This is a genomic window from Agrobacterium sp. ST15.16.024 (genome assembly GCF_027956545.1).
GTDB lineage: Bacteria > Pseudomonadota > Alphaproteobacteria > Rhizobiales > Rhizobiaceae > Agrobacterium > Agrobacterium cucumeris.
The window spans coordinates 120,362-147,302 of sequence record NZ_JAQKGO010000010.1 but is presented as its reverse complement, the minus strand read 5'-3'; the positions used below and the strand labels follow the sequence as shown (position 1 = coordinate 147,302).

The following is a 26,941-nucleotide window of genomic DNA, read 5'->3' as shown; positions in this document are numbered from 1 at the left end:
CACGGTTGAAGTCGAGCTGATCGTTCCGATCGCGATGGAAGAAAAGCTGCGCTTCGCTATCCGCGAAGGCGGCCGTACCGTCGGCGCCGGCATCGTGGCCTCGATCGTCGAGTAATTTCGACTTTTAAAATTCGCTCCGACGGCGGTGTCACAAACACCGCCGTCGGGCTTTTAATAAAAAGCCTGGCGGCGTTGCATTTTTAGTGCTTGAAAAATTCGGTGAAAGCGCGTAAACGCGCACTCACACTCACCGCTGGATTCGCACGCATTTGCGAAACGCGGTGTTTTAGCAATACAGACTACTGAAATGATTGGGGTGCGAGGCGCATCTCTCTCGATTTTTGAAAATCTGCGGCGCCACGATCAATAGAAGTTCATGTGTTTCCGCGTGCGGAAACGAATAACAAAGAACAAGGACAAGACGAATGACCGGCCAGAATATCCGTATCCGCCTCAAGGCGTTCGATCACCGGATCCTCGATGCCTCTACCCGTGAAATCGTGTCGACCGCAAAGCGCACCGGCGCCAGCGTTCGCGGCCCGGTTCCGCTTCCTACCCGCATCGAAAAGTTTACCGTCAACCGCTCTCCTCACGTTGACAAGAAAAGCCGTGAACAGTTCGAAATGCGGACGCACAAGCGTCTTCTCGATATCGTTGACCCTACCCCGCAGACTGTCGATGCTCTTATGAAGCTCGACCTCGCTGCTGGCGTTGACGTGGAAATCAAGCTCTAAGACCCGGCCCGATCCATCCAAGGTGAGGGCTGAAATAACAAGGAAGGTACGTGGAGCAATCCAACGACTTCCAAACCGGAGACCGGAAACATCGTGAGATGTCGAAGGGCACTCCTTAACAAAGGCCAGAGAGGGTTTTCCCTTCAAGGCTCGCAAGAGGATGAACCAATGCGTTCAGGTGTGATTGCACAGAAAGTGGGTATGACACGCGTCTATAACGACGCAGGTGAACATATCCCCGTAACAGTATTGCGACTGGATAACGTACAAGTCGTTGCCCAGCGCACGGAAGACAAGAATGGCTATACCGCAGTTCAGCTCGGTGCCGGCCAGTCCAAGGTCAAGAACACGACGAAGGCGCTTCGCGGTCATTTTGCCGCTGCCAATGTCGAACCGAAAGCCAAGCTCGTCGAGTTCCGGGTTTCCCCCGAGAACCTGATCGACATCGGTGCAACACTGACCGCAACTCATTTTCAGAACGGCCAGCTGGTGGACGTCACTGGAACCACGATCGGTAAAGGTTTTGCCGGTGCTATGAAGCGTCACAACTTCGGTGGTGGCCGCGCTTCGCACGGTAACTCCGTATCGCACCGTGCACACGGTTCGACCGGTAACAACCAGGATCCGGGCCGCGTCTGGAAGGGCAAGCGCATGGCTGGTCATATGGGCCAGACGCGCGTTACGACCCAGAACCTTGAAGTCGTTTCGACTGATGAAGACCGTGGCCTCATCCTCGTGAAGGGTGCAGTTCCCGGCTCCAAGGGTTCCTGGATCATCGTCCGCGACGCCGTCAAGTCGGCTGCGAAGTAAGGGAGCCTTATCATGGAATTGAACGTCAAGACCCTCGAGGGAAAAGACGCCGGCAAGGTTTCTCTGTCGGATGAGATCTTCGGCCTCGACCCCCGCCAGGACATTCTGGCCCGCATGGTTCGCTGGCAGCTTGCAAAGAAGCAGCAGGGAACCCACAAGACCAAGAACCGGTCGGAAGTTTCCCGCACCGGCGCCAAGATGTACAAGCAGAAGGGTACGGGCCGCGCTCGTCACCATTCGGCTCGCGCACCGCAGTTCCGCGGCGGCGGCAAGGCCCACGGCCCGGTCGTTCGCAGCCACGCCCATGACCTTCCCAAGAAGGTTCGTGCGCTTGCTCTGCGTCACGCCCTGTCTGCAAAGCTGAAGGCTGAAGAACTGATCATCGTTGATCAGCTCGTTGCATCTGAAGCAAAGACCAAGGCTCTGCTGGGCAGCTTCGCTTCGCTTGGCCTGACCAACGCTCTCGTTATCGGTGGCGCTGAACTTGATGGCAACTTCAAGCTCGCAGCCCAGAACATCCCGAATGTGGACGTTCTGCCGGTACAGGGCATCAATGTTTACGACATCCTGCGCCGTGGCAAGCTGGTGCTTTCCAAGGCTGCTGTAGAGGCTCTGGAGGAGCGGTTCAAATGACGGATCTTCGCCACTACGATGTGATCGTATCTCCTTCGATCACGGAAAAGTCGACGCTGGTATCCGAACAGAACCAGGTCGTATTCAACGTCGCCAAAAGCGCTTCCAAGCCTGAAATCAAGGCTGCCGTGGAAGCTCTCTTCGGCGTTAAAGTCACGGCTGTGAACACGCTTATCCGCAAGGGTAAGACCCGTCGTTTCCGTGGGTTCGCCGGTAAGCTGAAAGACGTCAAGAAAGCCGTCGTTACGCTCGCCGAAGGTCAATCCATCGACGTGTCCACCGGACTCTAAAGGTTAGGCCCAAGCGGGCAAAGACCCAAAAGGGAACAATAAAATGGCATTGAAAAGTTTCAATCCGACCACGCCAAGCCAGCGCCAGCTGGTTATCGTGGACCGCGCTTCGCTCTACAAGGGCAAGCCGGTAAAGGCTCTGACCCAGGGCCTCAGCTCCAAGGGTGGCCGCAACAACCAGGGCCGGATCACCGTCCGGTTCCAGGGTGGCGGTCACAAGCGGACCTACCGTCTGGTGGATTTCAAGCGTCGCAAGTTCGACGTTGAAGGCACCGTTGAACGTTTGGAATACGACCCCAACCGCACCGCGTTCATCGCGCTGGTTACGTATACCGACGGCGAACAGGCTTACATTCTCGCGCCACAGCGTCTCGCTGCTGGTGACAAGGTGATCGCCTCCGACAAGGCAGTGGACGTGAAGCCCGGCAACACCATGCCGCTTCAGTACATTCCGGTCGGCTCGATCATCCACAACGTCGAGATGAAGCCGGGTAAAGGCGGTCAGATCGCCCGCTCCGCCGGTACGTATGTCCAGCTCGTCGGCCGCGATGCCGGTATGGCCATCCTGCGTCTCAACTCGGGCGAACAGCGTCTGGTGCACGGCTCCTGCCTCGCATCGATCGGCGCTGTTTCGAACTCGGATCACGGCAACATCAACGACGGCAAGGCTGGTCGTTCGCGTTGGCGTGGCAAGCGTCCGCACGTTCGCGGCGTCGTCATGAACCCGGTCGACCACCCGCACGGTGGTGGTGAAGGTCGCACGTCGGGTGGTCGTCACCCGGTTACTCCGTGGGGCAAGCCCACGAAGGGCAAGCGCACCCGTTCGAACAAGTCGACCGACAAGTTCATCATGCGCTCGCGCCATCAGCGTAAGAAGTAAGAGAGGTAGTCACTAATGGCTCGTTCAGTATGGAAAGGTCCGTTTGTTGACGGCTATCTTCTCACCAAGGCTGAGAAGGTACGCGAGAGCGGACGTAACGAAGTAATCAAGATCTGGAGCCGTCGCTCCACGATCCTGCCGCAGTTCGTTGGTCTGACCTTCGGCGTTTATAACGGCAGCAAGCATGTGCCCGTCTCGGTCAACGAAGACATGGTCGGACACAAGTTCGGTGAATTCTCTCCGACCCGTACCTATTACGGTCACGGCGCGGACAAGAAGGCAAAGAGGAAGTAATCATGGCGAAGGCTAAGACCGAACGCCGGCTGAAGGACAATGAGGCTCAGGCCATTGCCCGTACGCTCCGCGTCAGCCCCCAGAAACTGAACCTGGTTGCCGCTCTTATCCGTGGCAAGAAGGTTGATCGCGCTCTCGCCGAGCTCGAATTCTCCCGCAAGCGCATTGCAGGCACCGTCAAGAAGACGCTGGAATCTGCAATTGCCAATGCGGAAAACAACCATGACCTCGACGTCGACGCTCTCGTCGTCGCCGAGGCCTATGTTGGCAAGTCCATCACCATGAAGCGTTTCCACGCTCGTGGCCGTGGTCGTGCGTCCCGCATTGAAAAGCCGTTCGCTCACCTCACGATCGTTGTTCGTGAAGTTGAGGAAAAAGGGGAGGCCGCATAATGGGTCAGAAAATCAATCCAATCGGCTTCCGCCTCGGCATCAACCGTACCTGGGATAGCCGCTGGTACGCTGACACCGCGGAATACGGCAAGCTGCTGCATGAAGACCTGAAGATCCGGGCATACCTGATCAAGGAACTCAAGCAGGCCGGTATCGCCAAGGTGGTCATCGAGCGTCCGCACAAGAAGTGCCGCGTTACGATCCACTCGGCTCGTCCGGGTCTCATCATCGGCAAGAAGGGCGCGGACATCGAGAAGCTTCGCAAGAAGCTTTCCGAGATGACCAACTCCGAAACGCACCTCAACATCGTTGAAGTGCGCAAGCCGGAAATCGACGCAACTCTGGTTGCCCAGTCGATCGCCCAGCAGCTCGAGCGTCGCGTGGCTTTCCGCCGTGCAATGAAGCGCTCGGTTCAGTCTGCAATGCGTCTTGGCGCCGAAGGCATCAAGATCACCTGCGGCGGCCGTCTCGGCGGTGCTGAAATCGCTCGTACCGAATGGTACCGCGAAGGTCGCGTTCCGTTGCACACGCTGCGTGCGGACATCGACTACGGCACAGCTGAAGCTGAAACCGCATTCGGCATTTGCGGCATCAAGGTCTGGATCTTCAAGGGCGAAATCCTTGAGCACGATCCGATGGCTTCTGAGCGTCGCGGTCTCGAAGGCGATGCGCAGGGCCCTGCAAGCCGTGAGCGTGGCGATCGTCCCGATCGTCGTCGCGAAAACGCTTGATTGACGCTGGCGAAAGATAAGCTCGGAGAAGTAAGAAAATGTTGCAGCCAAAGCGTACTAAGTACCGTAAGCAGTTCAAGGGACGCATCAAGGGCGTCGCCAAGGGCGGCTTTGACCTGGCATTCGGTGAATTCGGCTTGAAGTCGCAGGAACCGAACCGCGTGAATGCACGCGAGATCGAAGCGGCCCGCCGCGCGATCACGCGTTACATGAAGCGCGCAGGTCGTGTGTGGATCCGCGTATTCCCTGACGTTCCGGTAACGGCGAAGCCGACCGAAGTTCGTATGGGTAAGGGCAAGGGTTCGGTCGAATACTGGGCATGCAAGGTCAAGCCCGGTCGTATGATGTTCGAGATCGACGGTGTTACCGAGGAGATCGCCCGTGAGGCGCTTCGTCTCGGCGCTGCCAAGCTCTCGGTCAAGACGCGCTTCGTACAGCGCATCGCAGAGTAAGGAGCAAGGCACATGAAAGCCGATGAAGTTCGCGGCCTCAGCGCCGACCAGCTCAAGGACAAGCTCGCCGATCTGAAGAAGGAGCAGTTCAACCTGCGCTTCCAGAAGGCGACCGGCCAGCTGGAGAAGTCCTCGCGCATCAACGAAGTCCGCAGGGACATCGCCCGCGTTAAAACCATTGCCCGCCAGAAGGCGGCAGAAGCCAAGGCCTAAGGAAAAATAATATGCCGAAACGCATTCTGCAGGGCGTCGTAGTGTCCGACAAGAACGAGAAGACTGTCGTGGTCCGGGTTGAGCGTCGATTCGCTCACCCGCTCATGCAAAAGACCGTTCGTCGTTCGAAGAAGTACAAGGCACACGACGAAAACAATCAATACAAGGTCGGCGATGTCGTTTCCATCGAGGAATGCGCACCGATCTCCAAGGACAAGCGCTGGACGGTTGTCGCCGCCCAGGCTTAATTTCAACAGAATCGCGCCAGGCATCTTGTACTTGGCGCGAATTCCTGTATGAAGCAGCGCAAGGACGCTCGTGAATCGAGCGTCTTTTGCTTTGATGCGCACGGAAGGTCCTTCGGGAAACCACCCTGTCACGACATTTCCGCGCAAAAAAAGAGATATTCATAAGCTGGAGCAGGGGGCTCACTCGGGAGAGTTTGCCCAACCGTTCCGGTAACAACAAGAAGGCGACCTGACATGATTCAGATGCAAACAAACCTCGACGTGGCGGATAATTCCGGCGCACGTCGTGTCATGTGCATCAAGGTGCTGGGCGGCTCGAAGCGCAAATATGCTTCTGTTGGCGACATTATTGTCGTTTCCATCAAGGAAGCTATTCCGCGCGGCCGCGTCAAGAAGGGCGATGTGATGAAGGCGGTTGTCGTGCGCACCGCCAAGGACATCCGTCGCGCTGACGGCAGCGTCATCCGTTTCGATAACAACGCAGCCGTTCTTATCGACAACAAGAAAGAGCCCATCGGCACCCGTATCTTCGGACCGGTTCCGCGCGAACTTCGCGCCAAGAACCATATGAAGATCATCTCGCTGGCTCCGGAAGTACTGTAAGGAGCAATCGCGATGCAGAAAATTCGTAAAGGCGACAAGGTTGTCGTATTGACCGGTAAGGACAAGGGCCGTACCGGCGAAGTAATCCAGGTTTTGCCGAAGGAAGACCGGGCTGTTGTGCGTGGCGTAAACATGGTGAAGCGTCACCAGCGCCAGACCCAGGGCCAGGAAGCCGGCATCATCAACAAGGAAGCATCCTTGCACATCTCCAACATTGCCATCGCCGATAAGGATGGCAAGCCGACCCGCGTTGGCTTTTCTGTTGTAGAAGGCAAGAAGGTCCGCGTGGCCAAGCGTTCGGGAGAAGTGATCGATGGCTGACAAGTACGAGCCGCGTCTCAAGACGGAATATGTGTCGCGTATCCGCGGCGCCATGCAGGAGAAGTTCTCCTACGCCAACGTGATGATGATCCCGAAGATCGAAAAGATCGTGATCAACATGGGTGTTGGCGAAGCGACTGCTGATTCCAAGAAGCCCACCATTGCTGCCGGTGACTTGGCTGCGATTGCCGGCCAGAAGCCGGTCGTTACCCGCGCTCGTAACTCGATCGCTGGTTTCAAGCTTCGCGAAGGCATGCCGATCGGTGCGAAGGTTACCCTTCGTGGCGCACGCATGTATGAATTCCTTGATCGTCTGATCAACATCGCGCTGCCGCGCGTTCGCGACTTCCGGGGTCTGAACCCCAAGAGCTTTGACGGCCGTGGCAACTTCGCCATGGGCATCAAGGAACACATTGTGTTCCCTGAGATCAACTACGATAAGGTTGATCAGATGTGGGGCATGGACATCATCGTTTGCACGACGGCGACGTCGGACGACGAAGCTCGGGCTCTGCTTACAGAGTTCAACTTCCCGTTCCGTCACTAACCGTAACGACGAGCGTAGAAAAGGAACTCCGATATGGCGAAAACAAGCGCAGTTGAAAAGAACAAGCGCCGCCGCAAGTCGGTCGCCCAGCAGGCTACCAAGCGTGCTGCACTCAAGGCGATCGTAATGAACCAGTCCCTTCCGATCGAAGACCGGTTCAAGGCCACTCTGAAGCTCGCTTCGCTGCCGCGTGACGGCTCGAAGACGCGTATCCGCAACCGCTGCGAAGTAACGGGCCGTCCGCGCGCGTTCTATCGCAAGCTCAAGATGTCGCGTATCGCGCTTCGTGAGCTGGGCAATTCCGGCAAGGTGCCGGGTATTGTCAAGTCGAGCTGGTAAGGAGACGGGCACATGACCATGACTGATCCTTTGGGTGATATGCTCACCCGCATCCGCAATGGTGCCGCTCGCCGCAAGTCTGCGGTCAGCACGCCTGCTTCCAGCCTCCGCGCACGCGTTCTCGACGTGCTGCAGGCTGAAGGCTACATTCGCGGTTATTCCAAGGTCGATTTCGAAAACGGCAAGTCCGAATTCACCATCGAACTGAAGTACTACGAAGGCGCGTCCGTGATCCGTGAGATCGGCCGCGTTTCCAAGCCGGGCCGCCGGGTTTATGTCTCGGTAAAGTCCATTCCGCAGGTCGCGAACGGCCTCGGCATCACCATCCTTTCGACTCCGAAGGGTGTGATGGCCGATCACCAGGCTCGCGAACAGAACGTTGGTGGCGAGGTTCTTTGCTCGGTCTTCTAAGATCGAGCACGGATCTCCATAACGAACAGACAGGATTGAACAATGTCTCGTATCGGTAAAAAGCCCGTTCCGGTTCCCGCAGGTGTGACGGCCAATGTCGACGGCCAGAAGGTCACTGCGAAGGGCCCGAAGGGTGAACTGTTTTTCGTCGCAAACGACGATATTCAGCTGAAACTCGAAGATAACGGCGTTTCCGTAACGCCAGCCAATGGCACCAAGGAAGCTCGCTCGAAGTGGGGCATGTCCCGCACGATGATCGAGAACATCTTCAAGGGTGTTAAGGACGGTTACGAACGCAAGCTCGAAATCAACGGCGTTGGTTATCGTGCCGCCCTGCAGGGCAAGAACCTGCAGCTGGCGCTCGGTTTCTCCCACGACGTGGTTTATGAGCCGCCGGTCGGCATCACCATTGCCGTGCCGAAGCCGACGGAAATCATCGTTTCCGGTATCAACAAGCAGCAGGTCGGTCAGGTAGCCGCGGAAATCCGCGAATACCGTGGTCCCGAGCCCTACAAGGGCAAGGGCGTGAAGTACGCTGAAGAGCGTATCGTCCGCAAAGAAGGCAAGAAGAAGTAAGGATCACGCGAAATGGCTAGCAGGAAAGAAGCACTTGCACGTCGCGCGAGCCGTGTGCGCCGCCAGATCAAGGCGGTTGCCAACGGCCGCCCGCGCCTGTCGGTTCATCGCTCGTCGAAGAACATCTACGCCCAGATCATCGATGATGTTGCTGGCAAGACGCTTGCGTCTGCCTCCACGCTCGAAGCTGATCTGCGCGGCTCGCTCAAGACCGGCGCCGACGTTGCTGCGGCATCTGTCGTGGGCAAGCTGGTTGCCGAGCGCGGCGTCAAGGCTGGCGTCAAGGATGTCGTATTCGACCGAGGCGCGTTCATCTATCACGGCCGCGTCAAGGCCCTGGCAGATGCTGCCCGCGAAGGCGGTCTGAACTTCTGATATTTTTCCGCCCGGGCAACGATCCGGGCGGAATTTCACCGGGCCATGCGGATCTCCTCATCGAGGCCGCTGGTCTTTTCGTTTGCCGTTCCACCCGTAAAAGAAAAAGGACAAGGACAATGGCACAGGATAAAAGAGGTTCTCGCGAAGATCGCCAGAACCGCGAAGAGCGCGATAGCGAATTCGTCGACAAGCTGGTCGCGATCAACCGCGTTGCAAAGGTTGTTAAGGGTGGCCGTCGCTTCGGCTTCGCCGCTCTCGTCGTCGTCGGCGACCAGAAGGGCCGCGTCGGCTTCGGCCACGGCAAGGCTCGTGAAGTTCCGGAAGCGATCCGCAAGGCAACTGAAAGCGCAAAGCGCGATCTGATCTTCGTTCCGCTGCGCGATGGTCGCACGCTGCATCACGACGTCAATGGCCGTCACGGCGCAGGCAAGGTTCTGCTGCGTTCGGCCAAGGCCGGTACCGGTATCATCGCCGGCGGTCCGATGCGCGCTGTTTTCGAAACGCTGGGCGTTCATGACGTCGTTGCGAAGTCGACCGGTTCGTCGAACCCTTACAACATGGTTCGCGCAACCTTCGACGCTCTGAAGCATCAGGTTCATCCGAAGGACATCGCTGCACAGCGCGGTCTTAAGTTTGCGACCCTTCAGGCTCGCCGCGCCGCGTCCGGCAACGCTTCTGAAGAATAAGGAGCTGGATCATGGCCAAGAAAACTACTGAAGCCAAGAAGACTGTTACGGTCGAACAGATCGGCAGCCCTATTCGCCGCCCGGCAATCCAGCGTCAGACGCTGGTCGGTCTGGGTCTCAACAAGATGCATCGTCAGCGCACCCTGGAAGATACTCCGGCGGTTCGTGGCATGATCCGTGCGGTCCAGCATCTCGTTCGCGTCGTTGACGAGAAGTGAGACGGAGTAACCTATCATGAAACTCAATGAAATCAGAGACAACGAAGGCTCCTCCAAGGATCGTATCCGCGTAGGTCGCGGTATCGGTTCTGGCAAGGGCAAGACCGGTGGTCGCGGTGTGAAGGGTCAGAAGGCTCGTTCGGGCGTCGCCATCAACGGCTTCGAAGGCGGTCAGATGCCAATCTACCGTCGCCTGCCGAAGCGCGGCTTTAACAACATCTTCGGCTCCGAATATGCTGTTGTGTCGCTCGGCCGCATCCAGACCGCCATCGACGCCAAGAAGCTCGACGCTTCCGCAACGATCGATGCTGCTGCTCTCAAGGCAGCCGGCGTTATCCGCCGCGTCAAGGACGGTGTCCGCATCCTCGCCGACGGCGAGCTGAAGGCCAAGGTTACCTTCGAAGTTGCCGGCGCTTCCAAGCCCGCACTCGAAAAGATTGAGAAGGCCGGCGGCTCGATCAAGCTTCTCGTGGTTGCAGCCGAAGCTTCCGAGTAATATATAGACTTCAGGCGCCCGGGGCTTCGTGCTCCGGGCGTCTGCGCTCCCTGGCCAATGTTGCTTTCGATCTAAATCGATTTAGAGATGCATCATGGCAAACTCTTCGCGGTGCAGCTGTTATGCGCGCCGCTTGCAGCATAAAGTGCTGCAGGGAGAGCCTCACAGTTCTTGAACTTCCATAGGGGAGGGGATAGGACATAAAAAAACAGGGTGAGGCATGATGGCGGCGCAAAGCCGTGTTCGTCCGAAGCCCGGTTTTTGAACCGGTATCTTTTAGACCTTTCCGCATCGGCCGGTTTTGCTGGCTGGCAAGGGTCATTCGGAGAAATTTATGGCTTCCGCAGCGGAACAACTGGCTTCGAACCTGAATTTTTCGACCTTCGCTAAGGCGGAGGATCTGAAAAAGCGTCTCTGGTTTACTCTTGCCGCACTTCTCGTCTACCGTCTTGGCACCCATATTCCGCTTCCGGGCCTGAACCCAGAAGCCTATGCGCAGGCCTTCCAGGGCCAGGCCAACGGTATTCTCGGTCTTTTCAACATGTTTGCGGGTGGCGCTGTCGAGCGTATGGCGATTTTCGCCCTCGGCATCATGCCTTACATCTCCGCTTCGATCATCGTGCAGCTCATGACCTCGGTCGTGCCCTCGCTTGAAGCGTTGAAGAAGGAAGGCGAAGCCGGCCGCAAGATCATCAACCAGTACACCCGCTACGGCACGGTGCTGCTCGGTACGCTGCAGGCCTATGGCATCGCGGTCGGCCTTGAAAGTGGCAGCGGCCTCGTGGTCGATCCAGGCTGGTTCTTCCGTATCTCCACCGTCATCACGCTGCTCGGCGGCACGATGTTCCTGATGTGGCTCGGTGAGCAGATCACGTCGCGTGGTATCGGCAACGGTATTTCGCTGATCATTTTCGCAGGTATCGCTGCTGGCCTGCCCAAGGCGCTTGCCGGCACGCTGGAACTCGGCCGCACCGGTGCGCTTTCGACCCCGCTGATTCTGATGGTCGTCGTCGTGGCTATCGGCGTCATCGCGCTGATCGTCTTCGTGGAACGCGCCCAGCGTCGCCTGCTGATACAATATCCGAAGCGACAGGTCGGCAACCGGATGTTCCAGGGCGATACCTCGCATCTGCCGCTGAAGCTCAACACCGCCGGCGTTATTCCCGCGATCTTCGCATCCTCGCTGCTGCTTCTGCCGGCGACGGCTGCCGGTTTTGCCGGAAACACCAATCTGCCCGGCTGGGCGACGTCCATCATTGCGTCGCTGCAGCATGGACAGCCGCTGTTCATGGCGCTCTACGGCCTGCTGATCGCGTTTTTCGCATTCTTCTACACGGCTATCGTCTTCAACCCGAAGGACACGGCCGATAACCTCAAGAAGCATGGCGGCTTCATTCCGGGCATTCGTCCGGGTGAGCGCACCGCGGAGTACATCGATTACGTCCTGACCCGTATCACAGTGGTCGGTGCTGTTTATCTTGTCTTCGTGTGTATCCTTCCTGAGACACTTATCGCACGCACGGGCATTCCATTAGCCCTTGGTGGTACTTCGCTTTTGATCGTTGTCAGTGTAACTCTGGACACGGTTGCGCAGATCCAGGGCCACCTGATCGCGCAGCAATATGAAGGGCTGATCAAGAAGTCGAAGTTGCGTGGAGGAAAGAGGGGACGATGAGACTGATATTTTTGGGTCCGCCGGGTGCGGGCAAGGGAACCCAGGCCAAGCGGCTGACTGACAAGTACGGGATCCCGCAGCTTTCCACCGGTGACATGCTTCGCGCTGCGGTCAGCGCGGGCACCGAAATCGGCAAGCGCGCCAAGGCCGTCATGGACGCCGGCGGGCTGGTTTCCGACGATATCGTCAATCAGATCGTTTCCGAACGTATCGAAGCACCTGACTGTGCCAAGGGCTTTATTCTCGACGGCTATCCGCGCACTGTTCCGCAGGCCAAGGCGCTTGCCGAGAACATGCGCAACAAGAATCTTGCCCTTGATGCCGTCATCGAACTGAAGGTGGACGAAGAGGCGTTGATTCGCCGAATCGAAAACCGCGTCGCAGAAACCATTGCCGCCGGTGGTACGGTTCGTTCGGACGACAATCCGGAAGCTTTCCGCAAGCGCCTGACGGAATATCGCGAGAAGACCGCGCCGCTGTCGAACTATTACAGCGAGCAGGGTGAACTTGTGACGCTGGATGGCATGGCGGATGTCGATGCCGTGACCGAGGCTATCGAAAACGTCCTCGAAAAAGCTTCTGCCTGAAGGCTGGGGCAGGGTGGCAAAATCTGCCGGCGATTTTCGCCCGATTTGCCGCTCTCATGATTTAGCTCGTCCTTTGGATGGCAAAAGAATCTTGGCGGAGCCGGTTGCTTTTTTGCGCTGATTCCGTTAAACACCGCGCCAACTCGCGACATCCCAAGCGACTGGCGCGGATTTCCCTTAAGGGAGGGAGATCCGGGTTCGGTCGTTTTGACCTGTCACGGACATCAATTTTGAACTGGCGACCCTGTTGGTCGCTCGACTGGAATCACCACTTGCCGGATGGCAACTGGAACCAAGGAGAAAAGACGTGGCACGTATCGCTGGCGTCAACATCCCGACTGCGAAGCGCGTTGTTATTGCGCTGACCTACATTCACGGGATTGGTCCGAAATTCGCGCAGGAAATCATGGACAAGGTCGGTCTTCCGGCTGACAAGCGCGTTCATCAGCTGACGGATGCTGAAGTTCTTCAGATCCGCGAAGCCATCGACCGCGACTACCAGGTCGAAGGCGACCTGCGTCGCGACACGTCGATGAACATCAAGCGTTTGATGGACCTCGGCTGCTACCGCGGCCTGCGTCACCGTCGTGGCCTTCCGGTCCGCGGTCAGCGCACGCACACCAACGCCCGCACCCGCAAGGGTCCGGCGAAGGCTATCGCTGGTAAGAAGAAGTAATTTTCCGGTTCTCCGGAAAGGGGAGGCTGGTGCAGTCCGCGCCAGCCTTTCTGAGTTTGGCGAAAAGCTCGAATACGGGCTGATCGCCGGTGTAGCCGCTGGTGTTACGGCGGTGAAGAGATCAATGAAAGGTATAACATGGCCAAGGAAGCCGCACGCGTCCGTCGTCGCGAACGCAAAAATATCACGTCGGGCGTCGCGCACGTCAACTCGACCTTCAACAACACGATGATCACCATCACCGACGCACAGGGCAATGCTATTGCCTGGTCGTCCGCTGGTGCCAAGGGCTTCAAGGGTTCGCGTAAGTCGACCCCGTTCGCTGCCCAGATCGCTGCTGAAGATTGCGCGAAGAAGGCTCAGGAACACGGCATGAAGTCGCTTGAAGTTGAAGTTTGCGGTCCGGGTTCCGGCCGTGAATCGGCACTTCGCGCTCTGCAGGCTGCCGGTTTCATGATCACTTCCATTCGCGACGTGACGCCGATCCCGCACAATGGTTGCCGTCCGCGCAAGAAGCGCCGCGTCTGACGCGACCGTGGTTCGGAAATTCCGCCTTACCTCAGGTCTGGCGGAATTTTCGTGTATCTGGCGTGTGCGCGTCGATTTCGATCGACGGACTTGCGCTCAAGAACCCACTGATGAACCACTGAATTAGGTTCCTCTCGGTGTTTTCATGCTCGGTCCGTCACGATTGGATGGTGGCGGCGAACGGAAGGTTTAAAGATGATTCAGAAGAACTGGCAGGAACTTATCAAGCCGAACAAGGTCGAGTTCACCTCGTCCAGCCGCACCAAGGCAACCCTGGTTGCCGAGCCGCTGGAACGTGGTTTCGGTCTTACCCTCGGCAACGCGCTGCGTCGCGTTCTGTTGTCTTCTCTGCGTGGCGCCGCTGTAACGGCCGTGCAGATCGACGGTGTCCTGCATGAATTCTCCTCCATCCCCGGCGTTCGGGAAGATGTGACGGATATCGTGCTCAACATCAAGGAAATCGCCATCAAGATGGATGGCGACGATTCCAAGCGCATGGTCGTGCGCAAGCAGGGCCCTGGTGCCGTAACCGCTGGTGACATCCAGACGGTTGGCGACATCGAGATCCTGAACCCCGACCACGTGATCTGCACGCTTGATGATGGCGCTGAAATCCGCATGGAATTCACCGTCAACAACGGCAAGGGTTACGTACCGGCTGAGCGCAACCGCGCGGAAGATGCCCCGATCGGCCTCATTCCGGTGGACAGCCTCTATTCTCCGGTCAAGAAAGTGTCCTACAAGGTGGAAAACACCCGCGAAGGCCAGGTTCTCGACTATGACAAGCTGATCATGACGATCGAGACCAACGGTTCGGTTTCCGGCGAAGACGCCGTTGCCTTCGCCGCTCGCATTCTTCAGGACCAGCTGGGCGTCTTCGTCAACTTCGACGAGCCGCAGAAGGAAGCAGAAGAAGAATCGGTTACCGAACTCGCGTTCAACCCGGCGCTTCTCAAGAAGGTCGACGAGCTCGAGCTGTCCGTTCGTTCGGCAAACTGCCTGAAGAACGACAACATCGTTTACATCGGCGACCTGATCCAGAAGACCGAAGCCGAAATGCTCCGCACGCCGAACTTTGGTCGCAAGTCGCTGAACGAAATCAAGGAAGTTCTCGCTTCCATGGGTCTGCACCTCGGCATGGAAGTGCCGGCATGGCCGCCAGAGAACATCGAAGATCTCGCCAAGCGTTACGAAGACCAGTACTAACAATCAAAAAGGCAGACCCTTTAAAGACTGCCTTTCCCCGTCAAACAGCAGATAAGTCATCTGCATGTGCCAGGAAACGGCAGGCCTTAGAGAAGGAACCTGCGTAGAAGGAGAATAGCAATGCGCCACGGAAATTCAGGCCGCAAGCTCAATAGAACCGCCAGCCACCGCAAGGCAATGTTTGCCAACATGGCTGCTTCGCTCATCACCCATGAGCAGATCGTCACCACCCTTCCGAAGGCGAAGGAAATCCGTCCGATCGTCGAGCGTCTCGTGACCCTCGGCAAGCGCGGCGACCTGCACGCTCGTCGTCAGGCGATCTCGCAGATCAAGGATCAGGACGCCGTTCGCAAGCTGTTCGACGCGATCGCTTCGCGTTACGCAACCCGCAATGGCGGCTACCTGCGTATCATGAAGGCCGGCTACCGCCAGGGCGACAACGCGGCTCTCGCCGTTGTGGAATTCGTCGAGCGCGACGTTGACGCCAAGGGTGCAGCCGACAAGGCTCGCGTTGCTGCTGAAGCTGCTGCTGCCGAAGCTGCGTAATATGTGACGCCTTCGGGTGTCGTGAGTTAAAAAGCCGGGTGAGAGATCGCCCGGCTTTTTTGCGTTTGGTATCGGGAGGAGGGGCAGGCGCGGATCTCGCGACCTTGAGCACATTCGTGCGGGTACATTTGCGAATATTGCCGCAGCCGTGAGCTGCCCAGCCAGTTGCTTGGCTGCAGAGAATCCTCTTTCACTCCGGAACGTGGATACGGGCCTTGATGTGCTTGAGATGCGCGACGATGGTGAAGGTCATGATGACCAGCAGCGACCATGAGCTCCATTTGCCGATATGCACCACGGACCAGGCGCCGAGTTGGTCGGGATATTTCCAGATGCCGAAGAAGGTGGAGATGTTTTCCGCCAGCCAGACGAAAAATCCTATGAGGACGAATGAGAGGAGCAGCGGCATCTTTCGATCCCGATCATAGGGGCGGTAAATCACGGTCGCGCGGGAATAAAGCCCTATGGCGCAGGCGGCGATGTACCAGCGGTAGTCGCCGATGAAGTGATGGGTGAAGAAGTTGGCATAGATGGCGATGCCGATCAGCGTCGCCATCCAGTAGGTTGGATAGTGGCGAATGCGCACATCCAGCAGCCGCCATGCCTGAATGATGTAGCTGCCAACGGCGGCATACATGAAGCCGGAGAAAAGCGGCACGCCGAGGACCTTGCTATAGGCGAAATCCGGATAGGACCACGACTGGATGGCGCTGGATGTCTTGAACACCTCCAATGCGAAACCGACGACGTGAAACAGCAGGATGGCCTTGGCCTCATCAAGCGTTTCAAGCCTGCTCCAGATCATGAAGAACTGGATGGCGAGCGCAATGATCAGCAGTACGTCATAACGCGGGATGCCGAACAACCCGCCATGCGGCACGACGAAGATGGAGATGAAAAACAACCCCGCAAACAGGCAGGCGCGGGCCTCCTTGATGCCGAAATAGAGAAATTCGACAATAAAGCGCCTGAAGCCCTTGAGTTCGCCCCAGGGATAGGTATCGCAGAGCAGATTGTCCAGGACGGAGAGGCGACTTGCGGCCGGGCTTGTTGATGTGCTCATTTCCGTCCCCGATCTCACTTCGTCACCTTTCATACGAAAACCCGAAGGAAGCCGTATGGGCCTGCCGCGCGTATCCCCATCTTATTTCACCCGCATCCGGCTTCTGGCGGCGGCGATCGTGGTGATCGTCTGCGGCCTTTGCCTGCGCAGGTTCGGTTATGACGTTGGGTTACCGTTCGTGGCGGTAAAATATGGCGGATCCGTGCTGTGGGGAGCCATGGTTTTTCTGTTGCTGGCGGCGGTATTTCCGTCCGGTTGGCGTGGTCATGAGGCTCAGGCCGCCATTCTCGTCGCTATTGCCGTGGAATTCATCCGGCTTGTCCATTTTCCGGCGCTGGACGCGTTTCGATCGACGACCGCCGGAGCCTTGCTGCTCGGTCGCGTTTTTTCCCCATGGAATATCGTCTGTTACATCGCGGGCATTGTGGCCGCATTCTTCATGGCCGGGCGGCTTTCGCGCGTTTCGCCCTCTTCGCCGCCATGATCGTCGGCCGCACCAGCCGATATCCAAGCAATACCACCATGGTGCTGATGTAAAACACCGGCTCCAGCGTGATCGATTTTCGTGCCAGCACGAAATGCAGCACGCCAACGATGAGCACGAGATAGACGAGCTTGTGCAACGTGTTCCAGCGGCTGCCAAGCTTGCGGATGGACCAGCGGTTGGAGGTGAGCGCAAGCGGCGTGAGCATGACAAGCCCGGCCATGCCGAGCATGATATAGGGGCGTTTGAGAATATCTCCGGCGATGGAGCCCAGCATCAGGCCGCGATCCAGCACCAGATAGACGGTGAAGTGCGCGAGCACGTAATAAAAGGCAATCAGGCCCAGTGCCCGGCGATAGGCGATGAGGTTGATGTTGAAGAGGTCGCGCAACGGCGTCACCAGCAGGCCAAGGCAGAGAAAGCGCAGCGCCCAGATGCCAAGCAGGTGCTCGAAATCCTTGACCGGGTTGAAGCCGAGGCCGCCGGTTGCGGCGAGATAGAAATACCAGACGGCCGGACAGAGACCGATCACATATAGCGACCAGATGGTCGCCGGCTGGTAACGCTTCGGCAGCGATGGAAGCGACAGGGCAAAGGCCATGGTCAATAATTCGCTTTCAGGTCCATTCCGGTATAAAGGCTTGCCACCTCGTCATACCCGTTGAACATCAGGGTAGGGCGGTTCTGGGTGCCGAAAAAGCCGCCTTCGCCGATGCGCTGTTCGGTCGCCTGGCTCCAGCGGGGATGGTCCACATGCGGATTGACGTTGGAATAAAAGCCGTATTCGCGGGCATTGGAATTTTTCCACGTCGTTTCCGGCTGCTTTTCGACCAGCGAAATCTTGACGATGGATTTGATGCCCTTGAAGCCGTATTTCCATGGAACGACCAGCCGGATCGGCGCGCCGTTCTGGTTGGGCAGCGTTTCTCCGTATAGGCCGACGGCAAGCAGGGTCAGCGGGTGTCGCGCCTCATCGAGGCGCAGGCCTTCGATATAGGGCCAGGACAGCGGCTGGAACAGGCCGGTTTGGCCCGGCATTTCCTCCGGCCGCACCACGGTTTCGAAGGTGACGTATTTCGCGCTGCCAAGCGGCTCGACCTTGTCGAGCAGGCTTGCGAGCGGGAAACCGATCCATGGAATGACCATCGACCAGCCTTCGACGCAACGCATGCGATAGGTACGTTCTTCAAGCTGGTATTTCATCAGCTCTTCAATGCCGAATTCCTGCGGCTTGGAGACGAGGCCATCCACCTTCACCGTCCATGGGGTGGGCTTGAACTTGCCGGAATTTTCCTTCGGGTCGGATTTTCCGACGCCGAATTCGTAGAAATTATTGTAGCTGGTGACGGCATCGAGCGGGGTGAGCTTGTCATCCAGCTTGTAGGCGCCGGGTTTTGCGGAAAGCGGTGCGGCGATCGCTTCGCGACCGGTAAGTCCAACTGCCGCAAGTCCGGCCGCCGTGCCGAGAAAGCCGCGTCGGGACAGGTAGGTACTCTTCGGCGTGATTTCACTTGCCGCGATGAGGGGCGGACGATAGGCGGGCATTTCAACCTCCACAAAAGCCGGGTGCATCGGCGATAAATCGATTATGATAACCAATACGACCGCTGCACAGATATGTTTCAGCGCTGTGCGAAAAAACAACGACCGCACGGTGAAAATCGCGCATTTGTGATGAGCCAGTGCCGGAATGGCAGCAGCAGATGGAGCGTACCGTACCGAACCGTACTGTTTTGCCTGAAGGTGACAGTGACAGGGCTTGCGGTTTGCGCTAGAAAAACCGCAAAATAGGGCAGAGGCTGTTTTGACCGTGCTGCGGAAGACGGCCCTTCTGTTCAAGAGATCGAGGAAAACACCATGCCAGCCTATCGCTCCAGAACGACAACCCACGGCCGCAACATGGCGGGCGCGCGCGGCCTTTGGCGCGCCACCGGCATGAAGGATAGCGATTTCGGCAAGCCGATCATCGCGGTAGTCAATTCCTTCACGCAGTTCGTACCGGGCCATGTGCACCTGAAAGATCTCGGCCAGCTGGTTGCCCGCGAAATCGAAGCGGCGGGCGGCGTTGCCAAGGAATTCAACACGATTGCGGTCGATGACGGTATCGCCATGGGTCATGATGGCATGCTTTATTCGCTGCCGTCGCGCGAGATCATCGCTGACTCTGTCGAGTATATGGTCAACGCCCATTGCGCCGATGCGATGGTTTGCATTTCCAACTGCGACAAGATCACTCCCGGCATGCTGAATGCGGCGATGCGCCTCAACATCCCCGCCGTCTTTGTGTCCGGCGGCCCGATGGAAGCGGGCAAGGTGGTTCTGCATGGCAAGACCGTCGCGCTTGATCTGGTCGATGCCATGGTGGCGGCTGCCGACGACAAGATTTCCGATGAGGACGTCAAGATCATCGAACGCTCTGCGTGCCCGACCTGCGGTTCCTGTTCCGGCATGTTTACCGCCAATTCGATGAACTGTCTGACCGAGGCGCTGGGTCTCTCGCTGCCCGGCAACGGCTCGACGCTTGCCACCCACTCGGATCGCAAGCGTCTGTTCGTCGAGGCCGGTCATCTGATCGTCGATCTGGCCCGCCGTTATTACGAGCAGGATGACGAGACCGTTTTGCCGCGCACCATCGCCAACAAGGCGGCGTTTGAGAACGCCATGTCGCTGGATATCGCCATGGGCGGCTCCACCAACACGGTTCTGCATATCCTGGCGGCGGCCCATGAGGGCGGCGTCGATTTCGGCATGGAGGACATCGACCGTCTTTCCCGCAAGGTTCCATGCCTTTCCAAGGTCGCGCCGGCCAAGCAGGACGTGCATATGGAAGACGTTCACCGCGCCGGCGGCATCATGCGCATTCTCGGCGAGCTGGAGCGTGGCGGTCTCATCAACCGCGATACCTATACCGTGCACGAGGCGACGCTGGGCGATGCCATCGATCGCTGGGACATTACCCGCACCAACAGCGAGACGGTTCGTGAATTCTTCAAGGCGGCCCCGGGCGGCGTGCCGACCCAGGTTGCCTTCAGCCAGTCTTCGCGCTGGGATGATCTGGATACCGACAGCGATAACGGCGTCATCCGCTCGGTTGAAAAGCCTTTCTCCAAGGATGGCGGTCTGGCCGTGCTTTACGGCAACATCGCGCTTGACGGCTGCATCGTGAAAACGGCGGGTGTTGATGAATCGATCCTGAAATTCAACGGTTCGGCCGTCGTTTACGAAAGCCAGGACGCCGCGGTGAAGGGCATTCTCGGCAATGAGGTCAAGGCGGGCGACGTCGTCGTCATCCGTTACGAAGGGCCGAAGGGCGGACCGGGCATGCAGGAAATGCTCTATCCGACCAGCTACCTGAAATCCAAGGGTCTCGGCAAAGCCTGCGCGCTGATCACCGACGGTCGCTTCTCTGGTGGTACGTCAGGTCTTTCCATCGGTCACGCCTCGCCGGAAGCGGCACAGGGCGGCGCCATCGGCCTCGTGCGTCAGGGCGACCTGATCGAGATCGATATTCCCAATCGCACCATCAACCTCAAGGTCACGGATGCGGAACTTGCAGCGCGCCGGGCCGAACAGGAAGAGCTCGGCTGGAAGCCGGTGGCACCGCGCAAGCGCAATGTCACGACGGCGTTGAAGGCCTATGCGGCCTTTGCGTCGAGCGCGGACAAGGGCGCAGTGCGGATTTTGCCGGACACAGAATAAGGGGCGCACCAGCTTCGATCCCGGATAAGAGGCCGCCCGTTTTGGGCGGCTTTTTTGTTCTGATATTTTCTGGCCGAAATTGTTTAATTATGTCAGGGCTGTCTTGTTGATCATAGTTTGTTGTTAGTAAAATCGTAGTTTATTCCAGTGTAAAAGCATAAATATCGCACTAGGAATCATCATTTTGTCTAAAATCGATTTTTACCGGAATAAAAGATCGTATTGGGTAGTATGGAATTTCGTATTTTCTTTTTCAATATCCGCATTGATCGTGAACATATTTGATTTTAATATCGAATTCCTATGGATTTTTGCGATTTCTTTTTCTTGTTTTTTTGTGATGTTCGGATTTATAAAATATATTCCTAACGGGGCGATCAATTATGGATGGTGGCTTCCAATCTTTCCGCTTTTGTTATTCGCAATCTGGTACGTATATATTCGAATTTTTGGTACATTCTCGATTGCTCCCGTCGTGTTCCATCTTCAATACGATATGGAATCAAACGGCGTTGTCCTGGATGTTGCACGGGTGGCTTTCATTGAGTTGCAGCCCTTTATCTTGATCTACATTTGTTGGCGAATGGCCGCGCGAGGCGATATGCAACTTCAACGGCTTGGAAAAATCGTTTTTCTGCCTTTGCTTGTCCTCAATCCCTTTACTGTCAATGTTGGGCAATACCTGTTTGAAGTCTACGGTCCTCACTCCAAGGATCTCGATGCGGTGTATGTAAACCCGTCAAATCTACCCAAACCTTTGGGCAAGCAACCGAATTTCGTCCATATCTACCTTGAAAGCACTGAGCGGACGCTGTTAGACGGTGCATTCGGAACCTTAGCTTCTCCCCTTTTGCCATTGTTTCAGAAGGGATTTTCCGCAAACGGAATTGAGCAGGCGCAGCTAACGGACTGGACATTGGCAGGACAAGTCGCAAGTTTATGCGGTGTACCATTGTTGAGCCTTGGCTCGATCAATCGAAATGATTTCGACCAGACGAATGCGGTATTGCCGAATGCCACTTGTGTCAGTGACCTGCTGGTTCGTGATGGCTACGATCTTAGTTTCATCAAAGGTGCGATGTTGCGATTTGCTGGCACGGAGAATTTTGTTAGGGCTCACAACTACCAAAACAGCCTTGGCTATGAAGTGTTGGGCCACCAATATCCCGTTTCTGAAAACAGCTTGGGATTGCGTAAAAATCCTTGGGGCCTTGATGACGAGGACATGTTCCACGCGGCTTATGGAGAGGTTAAGCGGCTGGCAAACGGCAATCGTCCATTTGCCGTCACGTTGACCACTATCGGCGGACATACGCCGAAGGGATATGTTTCGCGTCAGTGTGAAACCGATCCAGAGGTCACACAATTCCCGACACAAACGGAGCAGGCATTCTATTGCACGAACAAATTGACTGCGGCTTTTCTGGATCGGCTCGAAATTGAGGGACTGCTGGAAAATACTGTGGTCATCCTGCAAAGTGATCATCTGGCGATGCGCAACGAATTGGATCGAAAGCTCAAGAAGCTGCAAAGGCGAAACAGTTTTTTTATCTTCAGTACGCGCGAAAATGAAGGAATTTCCGCAAACAGTCAGTCCGATAAACGTGCAACGATGGTGGATGTATTTCCAACTATTCTTGAATCTCTTGGATACATATTGCCTGATCGCAGGGCAGGACTTGGCGTCTCACTTTTTTCGGAAGCGCCAACGCTTGTAGGTGAGTGGGGGCTTGAGACATTCGATCGGGCGATTCTTGCAGATTGGAAGTTGCGTGAGCGCGTATGGGGATTGAAGAGGAGCGAAACTCCCGGCTCAAATGTGATGTGAGGGCTTGCCATTCACAATGGAGTGAGTGGTTGAGAGGGAGGGTTTTGTCGTGGTTGAGAAATCCTACTTCTACCAAATGAAAAGACGAACCGCACTCGCCCTTCTTGGTAGCTTGCCTTTAGCTTCTATCGCTCTTGCTCAGACGAGCGGGGGCCGCGCCCGCCTTAGTACGCTGCTTGGCGAGGCAGATACGCTTTCGAGCCTCAAGGCCGTCATCGTCAGCATCGACGGGGCGGAGGTCGCCAGCCGCGCCTATCATGGTGCGAGCCTTAACGGCTCCACCAACATCAAGTCGGCATCGAAATCGGTCATTTCGGCACTGGTCGGCATGGCGATCGACCGGAAGATACTCTCTGGTGCCGATCAGCCGATTGCGACCATCCTGCGCAGCGATTTTCCGCCGAATCCCGATCCACGGCTGGAGAGGGTCACCATCGGCAACCTGCTTTCGATGCAATCCGGTCTGGAGCGCATGTCCGGCCCGAATTATGGGCGCTGGGTCGCCAGCCGCAACTGGGTGCGCATGGCGCTGGGGTCCGGTTTCGCCGGAGAGCCTGATGGTGGCATGCTTTATTCCACCGGCTCCACACATCTGCTCTCGGCGATATTGACCAGGGCCTCCGGCCGCTCGACGCTCTCTCTGGCGCGGGACTGGTTTCGGCCGCTGGAGGGATTTGCCATTGGTGGCTGGGAGCGTGATCCGCAGGGCATTTATCTCGGCGGTAACCAGATGGCGATGACGGCGCGCTCATTGCTGGCCTTTGGCGAGCTTTACCGGCGGGGCGGGGTGACGCCCGGCGGTGAGCGGCTGATCTCGCAGGAATGGATCGACCAGTCCTGGCAACAGCGCACCAACTCCGTCTTCAACGGTGATGGATACGGCTATTGCTGGTTCATCAAGGAGATGGCGGGAGAAATGGTCTATTACGCCTGGGGTTATGGCGGGCAGATGCTCTACATCGTTCCCGCCAAGCGCCTGTCCGTGGTGATGACCTCACGTGAGGATGCGCCTTCAGCCAGAACCGGTTATCGCGATCAGCTGCACGGTCTCATGGAGAACATCATCCGTGCGGCGTGATAATCACCGTATCGATCAAAGGGGTCTGTTGATGCTCTGGAAAGCTTCGCCGAGCTTCTTCATACGCTCGTCGTAAGCGCCCGTCAGGCAGGCGACATCCGCCGCGCATTCCTGGCGTTTCTTCAACCATTGGCTCTGCTCGTCGCGCAATGTGTCGCGGGCGCCCATGGCCATCAGCTGGGTGAGGATATCGAAGGTGGTGGCCATCTTCACGTCCTGGTCATTCAGGGCGCGATTGTCGCAGATCGCCTTTTCATCCGCCGCCAGGTCGGTCTTGGTGCAATCAAAGCTGGCTGCCGAAGCTGGCGAGCCGAGAGTGGAGGCGCAGAGGAGGAGGCCGCAGGCGAGGAAAGTCTGTTTCAGATGCATGGATCGTTTCTTTCAAGGACAATCGATGCGGATGAAACCAAAAAGGGGCGTCGGTGGTTCCAATTGCCGGAACCGGCCTGCACAGGGAAAAGGCTGGCCATCATCTTGCCGCTCTTTGCTTTACAGGCTTTGGCGTTATAACTCCATCATACTGATGACGATGAGGAATCACATGCGAAGCGTGTTGAAGTATCTGTCCACCGGCTTTCTCGCCGCGCTCATTCTCCTGCCCACGGGCGCGCAGGCGCAGGACAACAAGACCGTACCGTCAAGCCACACGGAAATGCAGCTTTCCTTCGCGCCGCTGGTCAAGCGCACCGCGGGTGCTGTGGTCAACGTCTATGCCGAACGTGTCGTGCAGCGGCGTCTGTCGCCCTTTGCCGGCGACCCGTTCTTCGAGCAGTTCTTCGGCCAGCAGATGCCGAACCGCACGGAAAAGCAGTCGTCGCTTGGCTCGGGCGTGATCGTCACCGCCGGCGGTCTGGTCGTGACCAACAACCACGTCATCGATGGTGCCGACGACATCAAGGTAGCGCTGGCGGATGGACGCGAGTTTTCCTCCAAGGTGCTGATGAAGGACGACCGTATCGATCTTGCCATTCTGCAGATCGATGCCAAGGAGCAGTTCCCCGTGCTGTCGCTTGGCAATTCTGACACCATCGAGGTGGGTGATCTGGTGCTGGCCATCGGCAACCCCTTCGGTGTCGGCCAGACGGTGACGAGCGGCATCGTTTCGGGTCTGGCTCGCAACCAGGTGACGCAGGGCGATTTCGGCTTCTTCATCCAGACCGATGCTTCCATCAACCCCGGCAACTCCGGTGGTGCGCTGATGAACATGGCCGGTGAGCTGATCGGCATCAATACCGCGATCTTCTCCAAGGGCGGTGGATCTAACGGTATCGGCTTTGCCATTCCCGCCAATCTGGTGCGGGTATTCGTGGCTGCGGCCGAACGCGGTGATGCAAACTTTCAGCGACCCTATATTGGCGCGACTTTCGATCCCGTGACGTCTGATGTCGCCGAGGCGCTCGGTCTGCATCGCGCCCGTGGGGCGCTCGTCGTCAGTGTCGTCAAGGACGGCCCGGCGGAGAAGGCGGGCATCGAGCCGGGACAGGTGGTTACCGCAGTCAACGGTTTCGAGGTCGAGCATCCCGATGCGCTGGGTTATCGCCTGACGACGGCGGGCATCGGCAAATCCGCCGAGCTTACCGTGATGGACAAGGGCAAGGAAAAGAAGCTGACCATCGCACTCGACACGGCGCCGGAAACCGCGCCGCGGGATGAGCGCCTCGTCGAAGGCCGCAATCCCTTCGCCGGTGCCACCGTCGCCAATCTTTCGCCGAAGCTTGCCGATGAGCTGCGCATGCCGTCGCAGGTGACGGGCGTGGTCATCACTGATGTGAAGCGCGGTTCGCCAGCCTATCGCGTCGGTTTCCAGCCGAAGGACGTGATCCTGTCGCTGAATGGCGCGGATATCGGCTCCACGGCTGCGGTCGAGAAGGCGCTGAATGACAATCCCGGTTTCTGGCGGGTCGAAATCCTGCGCGACGGCCAGCGCATCCGGCAGTTCCTGCGATGAGTGACGACCTCTTCGCCCCGCAAGTGCCTGTTGAGGTCGCCAATCGGCGGCCTCTTGCCGATCGCCTGCGTCCAAAGACACTGGCCGAGGTAAGCGGGCAGGCGCATCTGACGGGTGAAGAGGGCGTACTGCGCCGCATGATCGACAGCGGCTCACTGGGATCGATGATCTTCTGGGGGCCGCCCGGAACCGGCAAGACGACGGTTGCCCGTCTGCTTTCGGGTGAGGCGGGGCTGGCTTTCGAGCAAATCTCGGCGATCTTTTCCGGGGTCGCTGACCTCAAGAAAGTATTCGAGGCCGCGCGCACCCGCCGGATGAACGGCCGGCAGACACTGCTGTTCGTTGACGAAATCCACCGTTTCAACCGCGCCCAGCAGGATAGCTTCCTGCCGGTCATGGAGGATGGCACCATCATTCTGGTCGGCGCCACCACCGAAAACCCGTCCTTCGAACTCAACGCCGCTCTTTTGTCGCGGGCGCGGGTGCTGACATTTGGTTCGCATGATGAGGATAGTCTCAGTGAACTTCTGAAACGTGCCGAGGAAGCGGAGGGCAAACCTCTGCCACTGACGGAAGACGCGCGGGCGAGCCTCATCCGCATGGCGGATGGCGATGGCCGTGCCGTGCTGACGCTTGCCGAAGAGGTCTGGCGGGCGGCGCGCAAGGATGAGACCTTCGATACCGAAGGGCTGACACGCATCGTGCAGCGACGCGCCCCGGTTTACGACAAGAGCCAGGACGGTCACTACAATCTCATTTCGGCGCTGCATAAGTCGGTTCGCGGCTCGGATCCGGATGCGGCGCTTTATTATCTGGCCCGCATGTTCGATGCCGGCGAAGATCCGCTTTATCTGGGGCGGCGGCTGGTGCGTATGGCGGTGGAAGATATCGGCCTTGCCGATCCGCAGGCGCTTGCCGTCTGCAATGCCGCCAAGGATGCCTATGATTATCTCGGTTCACCCGAGGGCGAGCTGGCGCTGGCGCAGGCCTGCGTTTATCTCGCCACCGCACCGAAATCCAACGCCGTTTACACGGCCTTCAAATCGGCAATGCGGGCGGCCAAGGAAAACGGCTCGCTGGTGCCCCCCAAACACATTCTCAATGCCCCGACCAAGCTGATGAAGGGCGAGGGGTACGGCGACGGCTACCGTTATGACCATGACGAGCCGGATGCTTTTTCGGGACAGGATTATTTCCCGGAAAAAATGGGCCGCACGACTTTTTACGATCCGCCCGACAGGGGTTTCGAGCGGGAAATCCGCAAACGTCTCGACTGGTGGGCGAAGCTGCGCCGTGAGCGAGGCGTGCGTTAGGCGGCGTTCTTCACAAACAGAATTATGTGCTTGGCAAAAAGAGTCGCAAAGCCGCGCT

General features: G+C 57.6%; 37 protein-coding genes and 1 pseudogene. 34 read left to right on the top strand and 4 right to left on the bottom strand.

Features of this window, described 5'->3' with window-relative positions:
• The 28 genes and pseudogenes from PL640_RS22440 to rplQ all read left to right on the top strand — a co-directional run.
• Positions 1-115, top strand: a pseudogene (locus tag PL640_RS22440) (EF-Tu/IF-2/RF-3 family GTPase); the annotation flags it as partial.
• A 310-nt stretch (positions 116-425) separates the two neighbouring features.
• Positions 426-734, top strand: coding sequence for a 30S ribosomal protein S10 (gene rpsJ, locus PL640_RS22435; protein WP_003495158.1), 309 nt, complete (start codon positions 426-428; stop codon positions 732-734).
• A gap of 168 nt (positions 735-902) precedes the next feature.
• Positions 903-1,544, top strand: a complete 642-nt coding sequence (gene rplC, locus PL640_RS22430) for a 50S ribosomal protein L3 (protein WP_046798167.1) — start codon at positions 903-905, stop codon at positions 1,542-1,544.
• Between the two features lie 12 nt (positions 1,545-1,556).
• Positions 1,557-2,177, top strand: coding sequence for a 50S ribosomal protein L4 (gene rplD, locus PL640_RS22425; protein WP_010971963.1), 621 nt, complete (start codon positions 1,557-1,559; stop codon positions 2,175-2,177).
• Positions 2,174-2,467: a 50S ribosomal protein L23 gene (locus tag PL640_RS22420; RefSeq protein ID WP_003495178.1), complete on the top strand. Its 294-nt coding sequence runs from the start codon at positions 2,174-2,176 to the stop codon at positions 2,465-2,467. Before rplD ends, PL640_RS22420 begins: the two co-directional genes overlap by 4 nt.
• 43 nt (positions 2,468-2,510) lie before the next feature.
• Complete coding sequence (gene rplB, locus PL640_RS22415; protein ID WP_003507771.1) at positions 2,511-3,347, top strand: 50S ribosomal protein L2; 837 nt, start codon at positions 2,511-2,513, stop codon at positions 3,345-3,347.
• 15 nt (positions 3,348-3,362) lie between these two features.
• A complete protein-coding gene (gene rpsS, locus PL640_RS22410; protein WP_003507772.1) occupies positions 3,363-3,641 on the top strand; it encodes a 30S ribosomal protein S19 in 279 nt (92 codons plus the stop codon).
• Between the two features lie 2 nt (positions 3,642-3,643).
• A complete protein-coding gene (gene rplV, locus PL640_RS22405; protein WP_006313972.1) occupies positions 3,644-4,033 on the top strand; it encodes a 50S ribosomal protein L22 in 390 nt (129 codons plus the stop codon).
• Complete coding sequence (rpsC, locus tag PL640_RS22400; RefSeq protein WP_003516138.1) at positions 4,033-4,764, top strand: 30S ribosomal protein S3; 732 nt, start codon at positions 4,033-4,035, stop codon at positions 4,762-4,764. Before rplV ends, rpsC begins: the two co-directional genes overlap by 1 nt.
• Positions 4,765-4,802: 38 nt before the next feature.
• Positions 4,803-5,216, top strand: coding sequence for a 50S ribosomal protein L16 (rplP, locus tag PL640_RS22395; protein WP_006313973.1), 414 nt, complete (start codon positions 4,803-4,805; stop codon positions 5,214-5,216).
• A 12-nt stretch (positions 5,217-5,228) separates the two neighbouring features.
• Entirely contained in the window at positions 5,229-5,429 is a 201-nt protein-coding gene (rpmC, locus tag PL640_RS22390) for a 50S ribosomal protein L29 (protein ID WP_271363573.1), read from the top strand.
• An 11-nt stretch (positions 5,430-5,440) separates the two neighbouring features.
• Complete coding sequence (gene rpsQ, locus PL640_RS22385; protein WP_006313974.1) at positions 5,441-5,677, top strand: 30S ribosomal protein S17; 237 nt, start codon at positions 5,441-5,443, stop codon at positions 5,675-5,677.
• A 234-nt stretch (positions 5,678-5,911) separates the two neighbouring features.
• Entirely contained in the window at positions 5,912-6,280 is a 369-nt protein-coding gene (gene rplN, locus PL640_RS22380; RefSeq protein ID WP_003495199.1) for a 50S ribosomal protein L14, read from the top strand.
• 12 nt (positions 6,281-6,292) lie between these two features.
• On the top strand, positions 6,293-6,601 hold the full coding sequence (gene rplX / locus PL640_RS22375; protein ID WP_046798168.1) for a 50S ribosomal protein L24: 309 nt from the start codon (positions 6,293-6,295) through the stop codon (positions 6,599-6,601).
• Positions 6,594-7,148, top strand: a complete 555-nt coding sequence (gene rplE / locus PL640_RS22370) for a 50S ribosomal protein L5 (protein ID WP_142840172.1) — start codon at positions 6,594-6,596, stop codon at positions 7,146-7,148. The genes rplX and rplE overlap by 8 nt, the downstream gene beginning before the upstream one ends.
• Positions 7,149-7,181: 33 nt before the next feature.
• Positions 7,182-7,487 carry a 30S ribosomal protein S14 gene (gene rpsN, locus PL640_RS22365; protein WP_003495202.1) on the top strand — a complete coding sequence of 102 codons (306 nt, stop codon included), beginning with the start codon at positions 7,182-7,184 and terminating at the stop codon, positions 7,485-7,487.
• 12 nt (positions 7,488-7,499) lie between these two features.
• Positions 7,500-7,898 (top strand): 30S ribosomal protein S8, encoded by a 399-nt coding sequence (gene rpsH / locus PL640_RS22360; protein ID WP_003507786.1) that lies wholly within the window; start codon positions 7,500-7,502, stop codon positions 7,896-7,898.
• Positions 7,899-7,940: 42 nt separating this feature from the next.
• A complete protein-coding gene (gene rplF / locus PL640_RS22355; RefSeq protein WP_006313979.1) occupies positions 7,941-8,474 on the top strand; it encodes a 50S ribosomal protein L6 in 534 nt (177 codons plus the stop codon).
• A 12-nt stretch (positions 8,475-8,486) separates the two neighbouring features.
• Positions 8,487-8,849 (top strand): 50S ribosomal protein L18, encoded by a 363-nt coding sequence (gene rplR / locus PL640_RS22350; RefSeq protein ID WP_046798170.1) that lies wholly within the window; start codon positions 8,487-8,489, stop codon positions 8,847-8,849.
• 119 nt (positions 8,850-8,968) lie between these two features.
• Complete coding sequence (gene rpsE / locus PL640_RS22345; RefSeq protein WP_046798171.1) at positions 8,969-9,538, top strand: 30S ribosomal protein S5; 570 nt, start codon at positions 8,969-8,971, stop codon at positions 9,536-9,538.
• A gap of 11 nt (positions 9,539-9,549) precedes the next feature.
• Entirely contained in the window at positions 9,550-9,756 is a 207-nt protein-coding gene (gene rpmD / locus PL640_RS22340; RefSeq protein WP_003495212.1) for a 50S ribosomal protein L30, read from the top strand.
• Between the two features lie 16 nt (positions 9,757-9,772).
• Positions 9,773-10,252 carry a 50S ribosomal protein L15 gene (gene rplO, locus PL640_RS22335; RefSeq protein WP_271363572.1) on the top strand — a complete coding sequence of 160 codons (480 nt, stop codon included), beginning with the start codon at positions 9,773-9,775 and terminating at the stop codon, positions 10,250-10,252.
• Positions 10,253-10,586: 334 nt separating this feature from the next.
• Positions 10,587-11,927, top strand: a complete 1,341-nt coding sequence (gene secY / locus PL640_RS22330) for a preprotein translocase subunit SecY (RefSeq protein ID WP_142840171.1) — start codon at positions 10,587-10,589, stop codon at positions 11,925-11,927.
• On the top strand, positions 11,924-12,514 hold the full coding sequence (locus PL640_RS22325; RefSeq protein ID WP_142840170.1) for an adenylate kinase: 591 nt from the start codon (positions 11,924-11,926) through the stop codon (positions 12,512-12,514). Before secY ends, PL640_RS22325 begins: the two co-directional genes overlap by 4 nt.
• 307 nt (positions 12,515-12,821) lie before the next feature.
• Positions 12,822-13,190 carry a 30S ribosomal protein S13 gene (gene rpsM / locus PL640_RS22320; RefSeq protein WP_003507791.1) on the top strand — a complete coding sequence of 123 codons (369 nt, stop codon included), beginning with the start codon at positions 12,822-12,824 and terminating at the stop codon, positions 13,188-13,190.
• A 138-nt stretch (positions 13,191-13,328) separates the two neighbouring features.
• Positions 13,329-13,718: a 30S ribosomal protein S11 gene (gene rpsK / locus PL640_RS22315; RefSeq protein WP_003495225.1), complete on the top strand. Its 390-nt coding sequence runs from the start codon at positions 13,329-13,331 to the stop codon at positions 13,716-13,718.
• 195 nt (positions 13,719-13,913) lie between these two features.
• Positions 13,914-14,924, top strand: coding sequence for a DNA-directed RNA polymerase subunit alpha (locus tag PL640_RS22310; protein ID WP_003495228.1), 1,011 nt, complete (start codon positions 13,914-13,916; stop codon positions 14,922-14,924).
• Positions 14,925-15,044: 120 nt separating this feature from the next.
• The gene (rplQ, locus tag PL640_RS22305) at positions 15,045-15,470 is read left to right on the top strand and encodes a 50S ribosomal protein L17 (RefSeq protein WP_006313985.1); all 426 of its coding nucleotides are present in this window, start codon (positions 15,045-15,047) and stop codon (positions 15,468-15,470) included.
• A gap of 190 nt (positions 15,471-15,660) precedes the next feature.
• On the opposite strand, the gene PL640_RS22300 is transcribed toward rplQ, so the two are convergent.
• Complete coding sequence (locus PL640_RS22300; protein ID WP_271363571.1) at positions 15,661-16,533, bottom strand: DUF817 domain-containing protein; 873 nt, start codon at positions 16,531-16,533, stop codon at positions 15,661-15,663.
• 55 nt (positions 16,534-16,588) lie between these two features.
• Between PL640_RS22300 and PL640_RS22295 the strand changes: the two genes are divergently transcribed.
• On the top strand, positions 16,589-17,017 hold the full coding sequence (locus tag PL640_RS22295; RefSeq protein ID WP_271363570.1) for a ribosomal maturation YjgA family protein: 429 nt from the start codon (positions 16,589-16,591) through the stop codon (positions 17,015-17,017).
• On the opposite strand, the gene msrQ is transcribed toward PL640_RS22295, so the two are convergent.
• Together msrQ and msrP are read right to left on the bottom strand one after the other, a co-directional pair.
• On the bottom strand, positions 16,971-17,618 hold the full coding sequence (msrQ, locus tag PL640_RS22290; protein WP_271363569.1) for a protein-methionine-sulfoxide reductase heme-binding subunit MsrQ: 648 nt from the start codon (positions 17,616-17,618) through the stop codon (positions 16,971-16,973). The genes PL640_RS22295 and msrQ overlap by 47 nt on opposite strands.
• Before the next feature lie 2 nt (positions 17,619-17,620).
• Positions 17,621-18,562 carry a protein-methionine-sulfoxide reductase catalytic subunit MsrP gene (msrP, locus tag PL640_RS22285; RefSeq protein WP_142840166.1) on the bottom strand — a complete coding sequence of 314 codons (942 nt, stop codon included), beginning with the start codon at positions 18,560-18,562 and terminating at the stop codon, positions 17,621-17,623.
• A 312-nt stretch (positions 18,563-18,874) separates the two neighbouring features.
• Between msrP and ilvD the strand changes: the two genes are divergently transcribed.
• From ilvD to PL640_RS22270, 3 genes are all read left to right on the top strand, one after another.
• Positions 18,875-20,716 (top strand): dihydroxy-acid dehydratase, encoded by a 1,842-nt coding sequence (gene ilvD / locus PL640_RS22280; protein ID WP_271363568.1) that lies wholly within the window; start codon positions 18,875-18,877, stop codon positions 20,714-20,716.
• 184 nt (positions 20,717-20,900) lie between these two features.
• Complete coding sequence (locus PL640_RS22275) at positions 20,901-22,544, top strand: sulfatase-like hydrolase/transferase (RefSeq protein ID WP_271363567.1); 1,644 nt, start codon at positions 20,901-20,903, stop codon at positions 22,542-22,544.
• A gap of 76 nt (positions 22,545-22,620) precedes the next feature.
• Entirely contained in the window at positions 22,621-23,622 is a 1,002-nt protein-coding gene (locus PL640_RS22270) for a serine hydrolase domain-containing protein (RefSeq protein ID WP_271363575.1), read from the top strand.
• Between the two features lie 15 nt (positions 23,623-23,637).
• Here the strand turns inward: PL640_RS22270 and PL640_RS22265 are convergent, their stop codons facing one another.
• Positions 23,638-23,991, bottom strand: a complete 354-nt coding sequence (locus PL640_RS22265) for a lysozyme inhibitor LprI family protein (RefSeq protein ID WP_271363566.1) — start codon at positions 23,989-23,991, stop codon at positions 23,638-23,640.
• Positions 23,992-24,163: 172 nt separating this feature from the next.
• On the opposite strand from PL640_RS22265, the gene PL640_RS22260 reads away from it, so the two are divergent.
• Complete coding sequence (locus tag PL640_RS22260; RefSeq protein ID WP_271363565.1) at positions 24,164-25,570, top strand: DegQ family serine endoprotease; 1,407 nt, start codon at positions 24,164-24,166, stop codon at positions 25,568-25,570.
• Positions 25,567-26,883: a replication-associated recombination protein A gene (locus PL640_RS22255; protein ID WP_271363564.1), complete on the top strand. Its 1,317-nt coding sequence runs from the start codon at positions 25,567-25,569 to the stop codon at positions 26,881-26,883. The genes PL640_RS22260 and PL640_RS22255 overlap by 4 nt, the downstream gene beginning before the upstream one ends.
• Positions 26,884-26,941 lie beyond the last annotated feature (58 nt).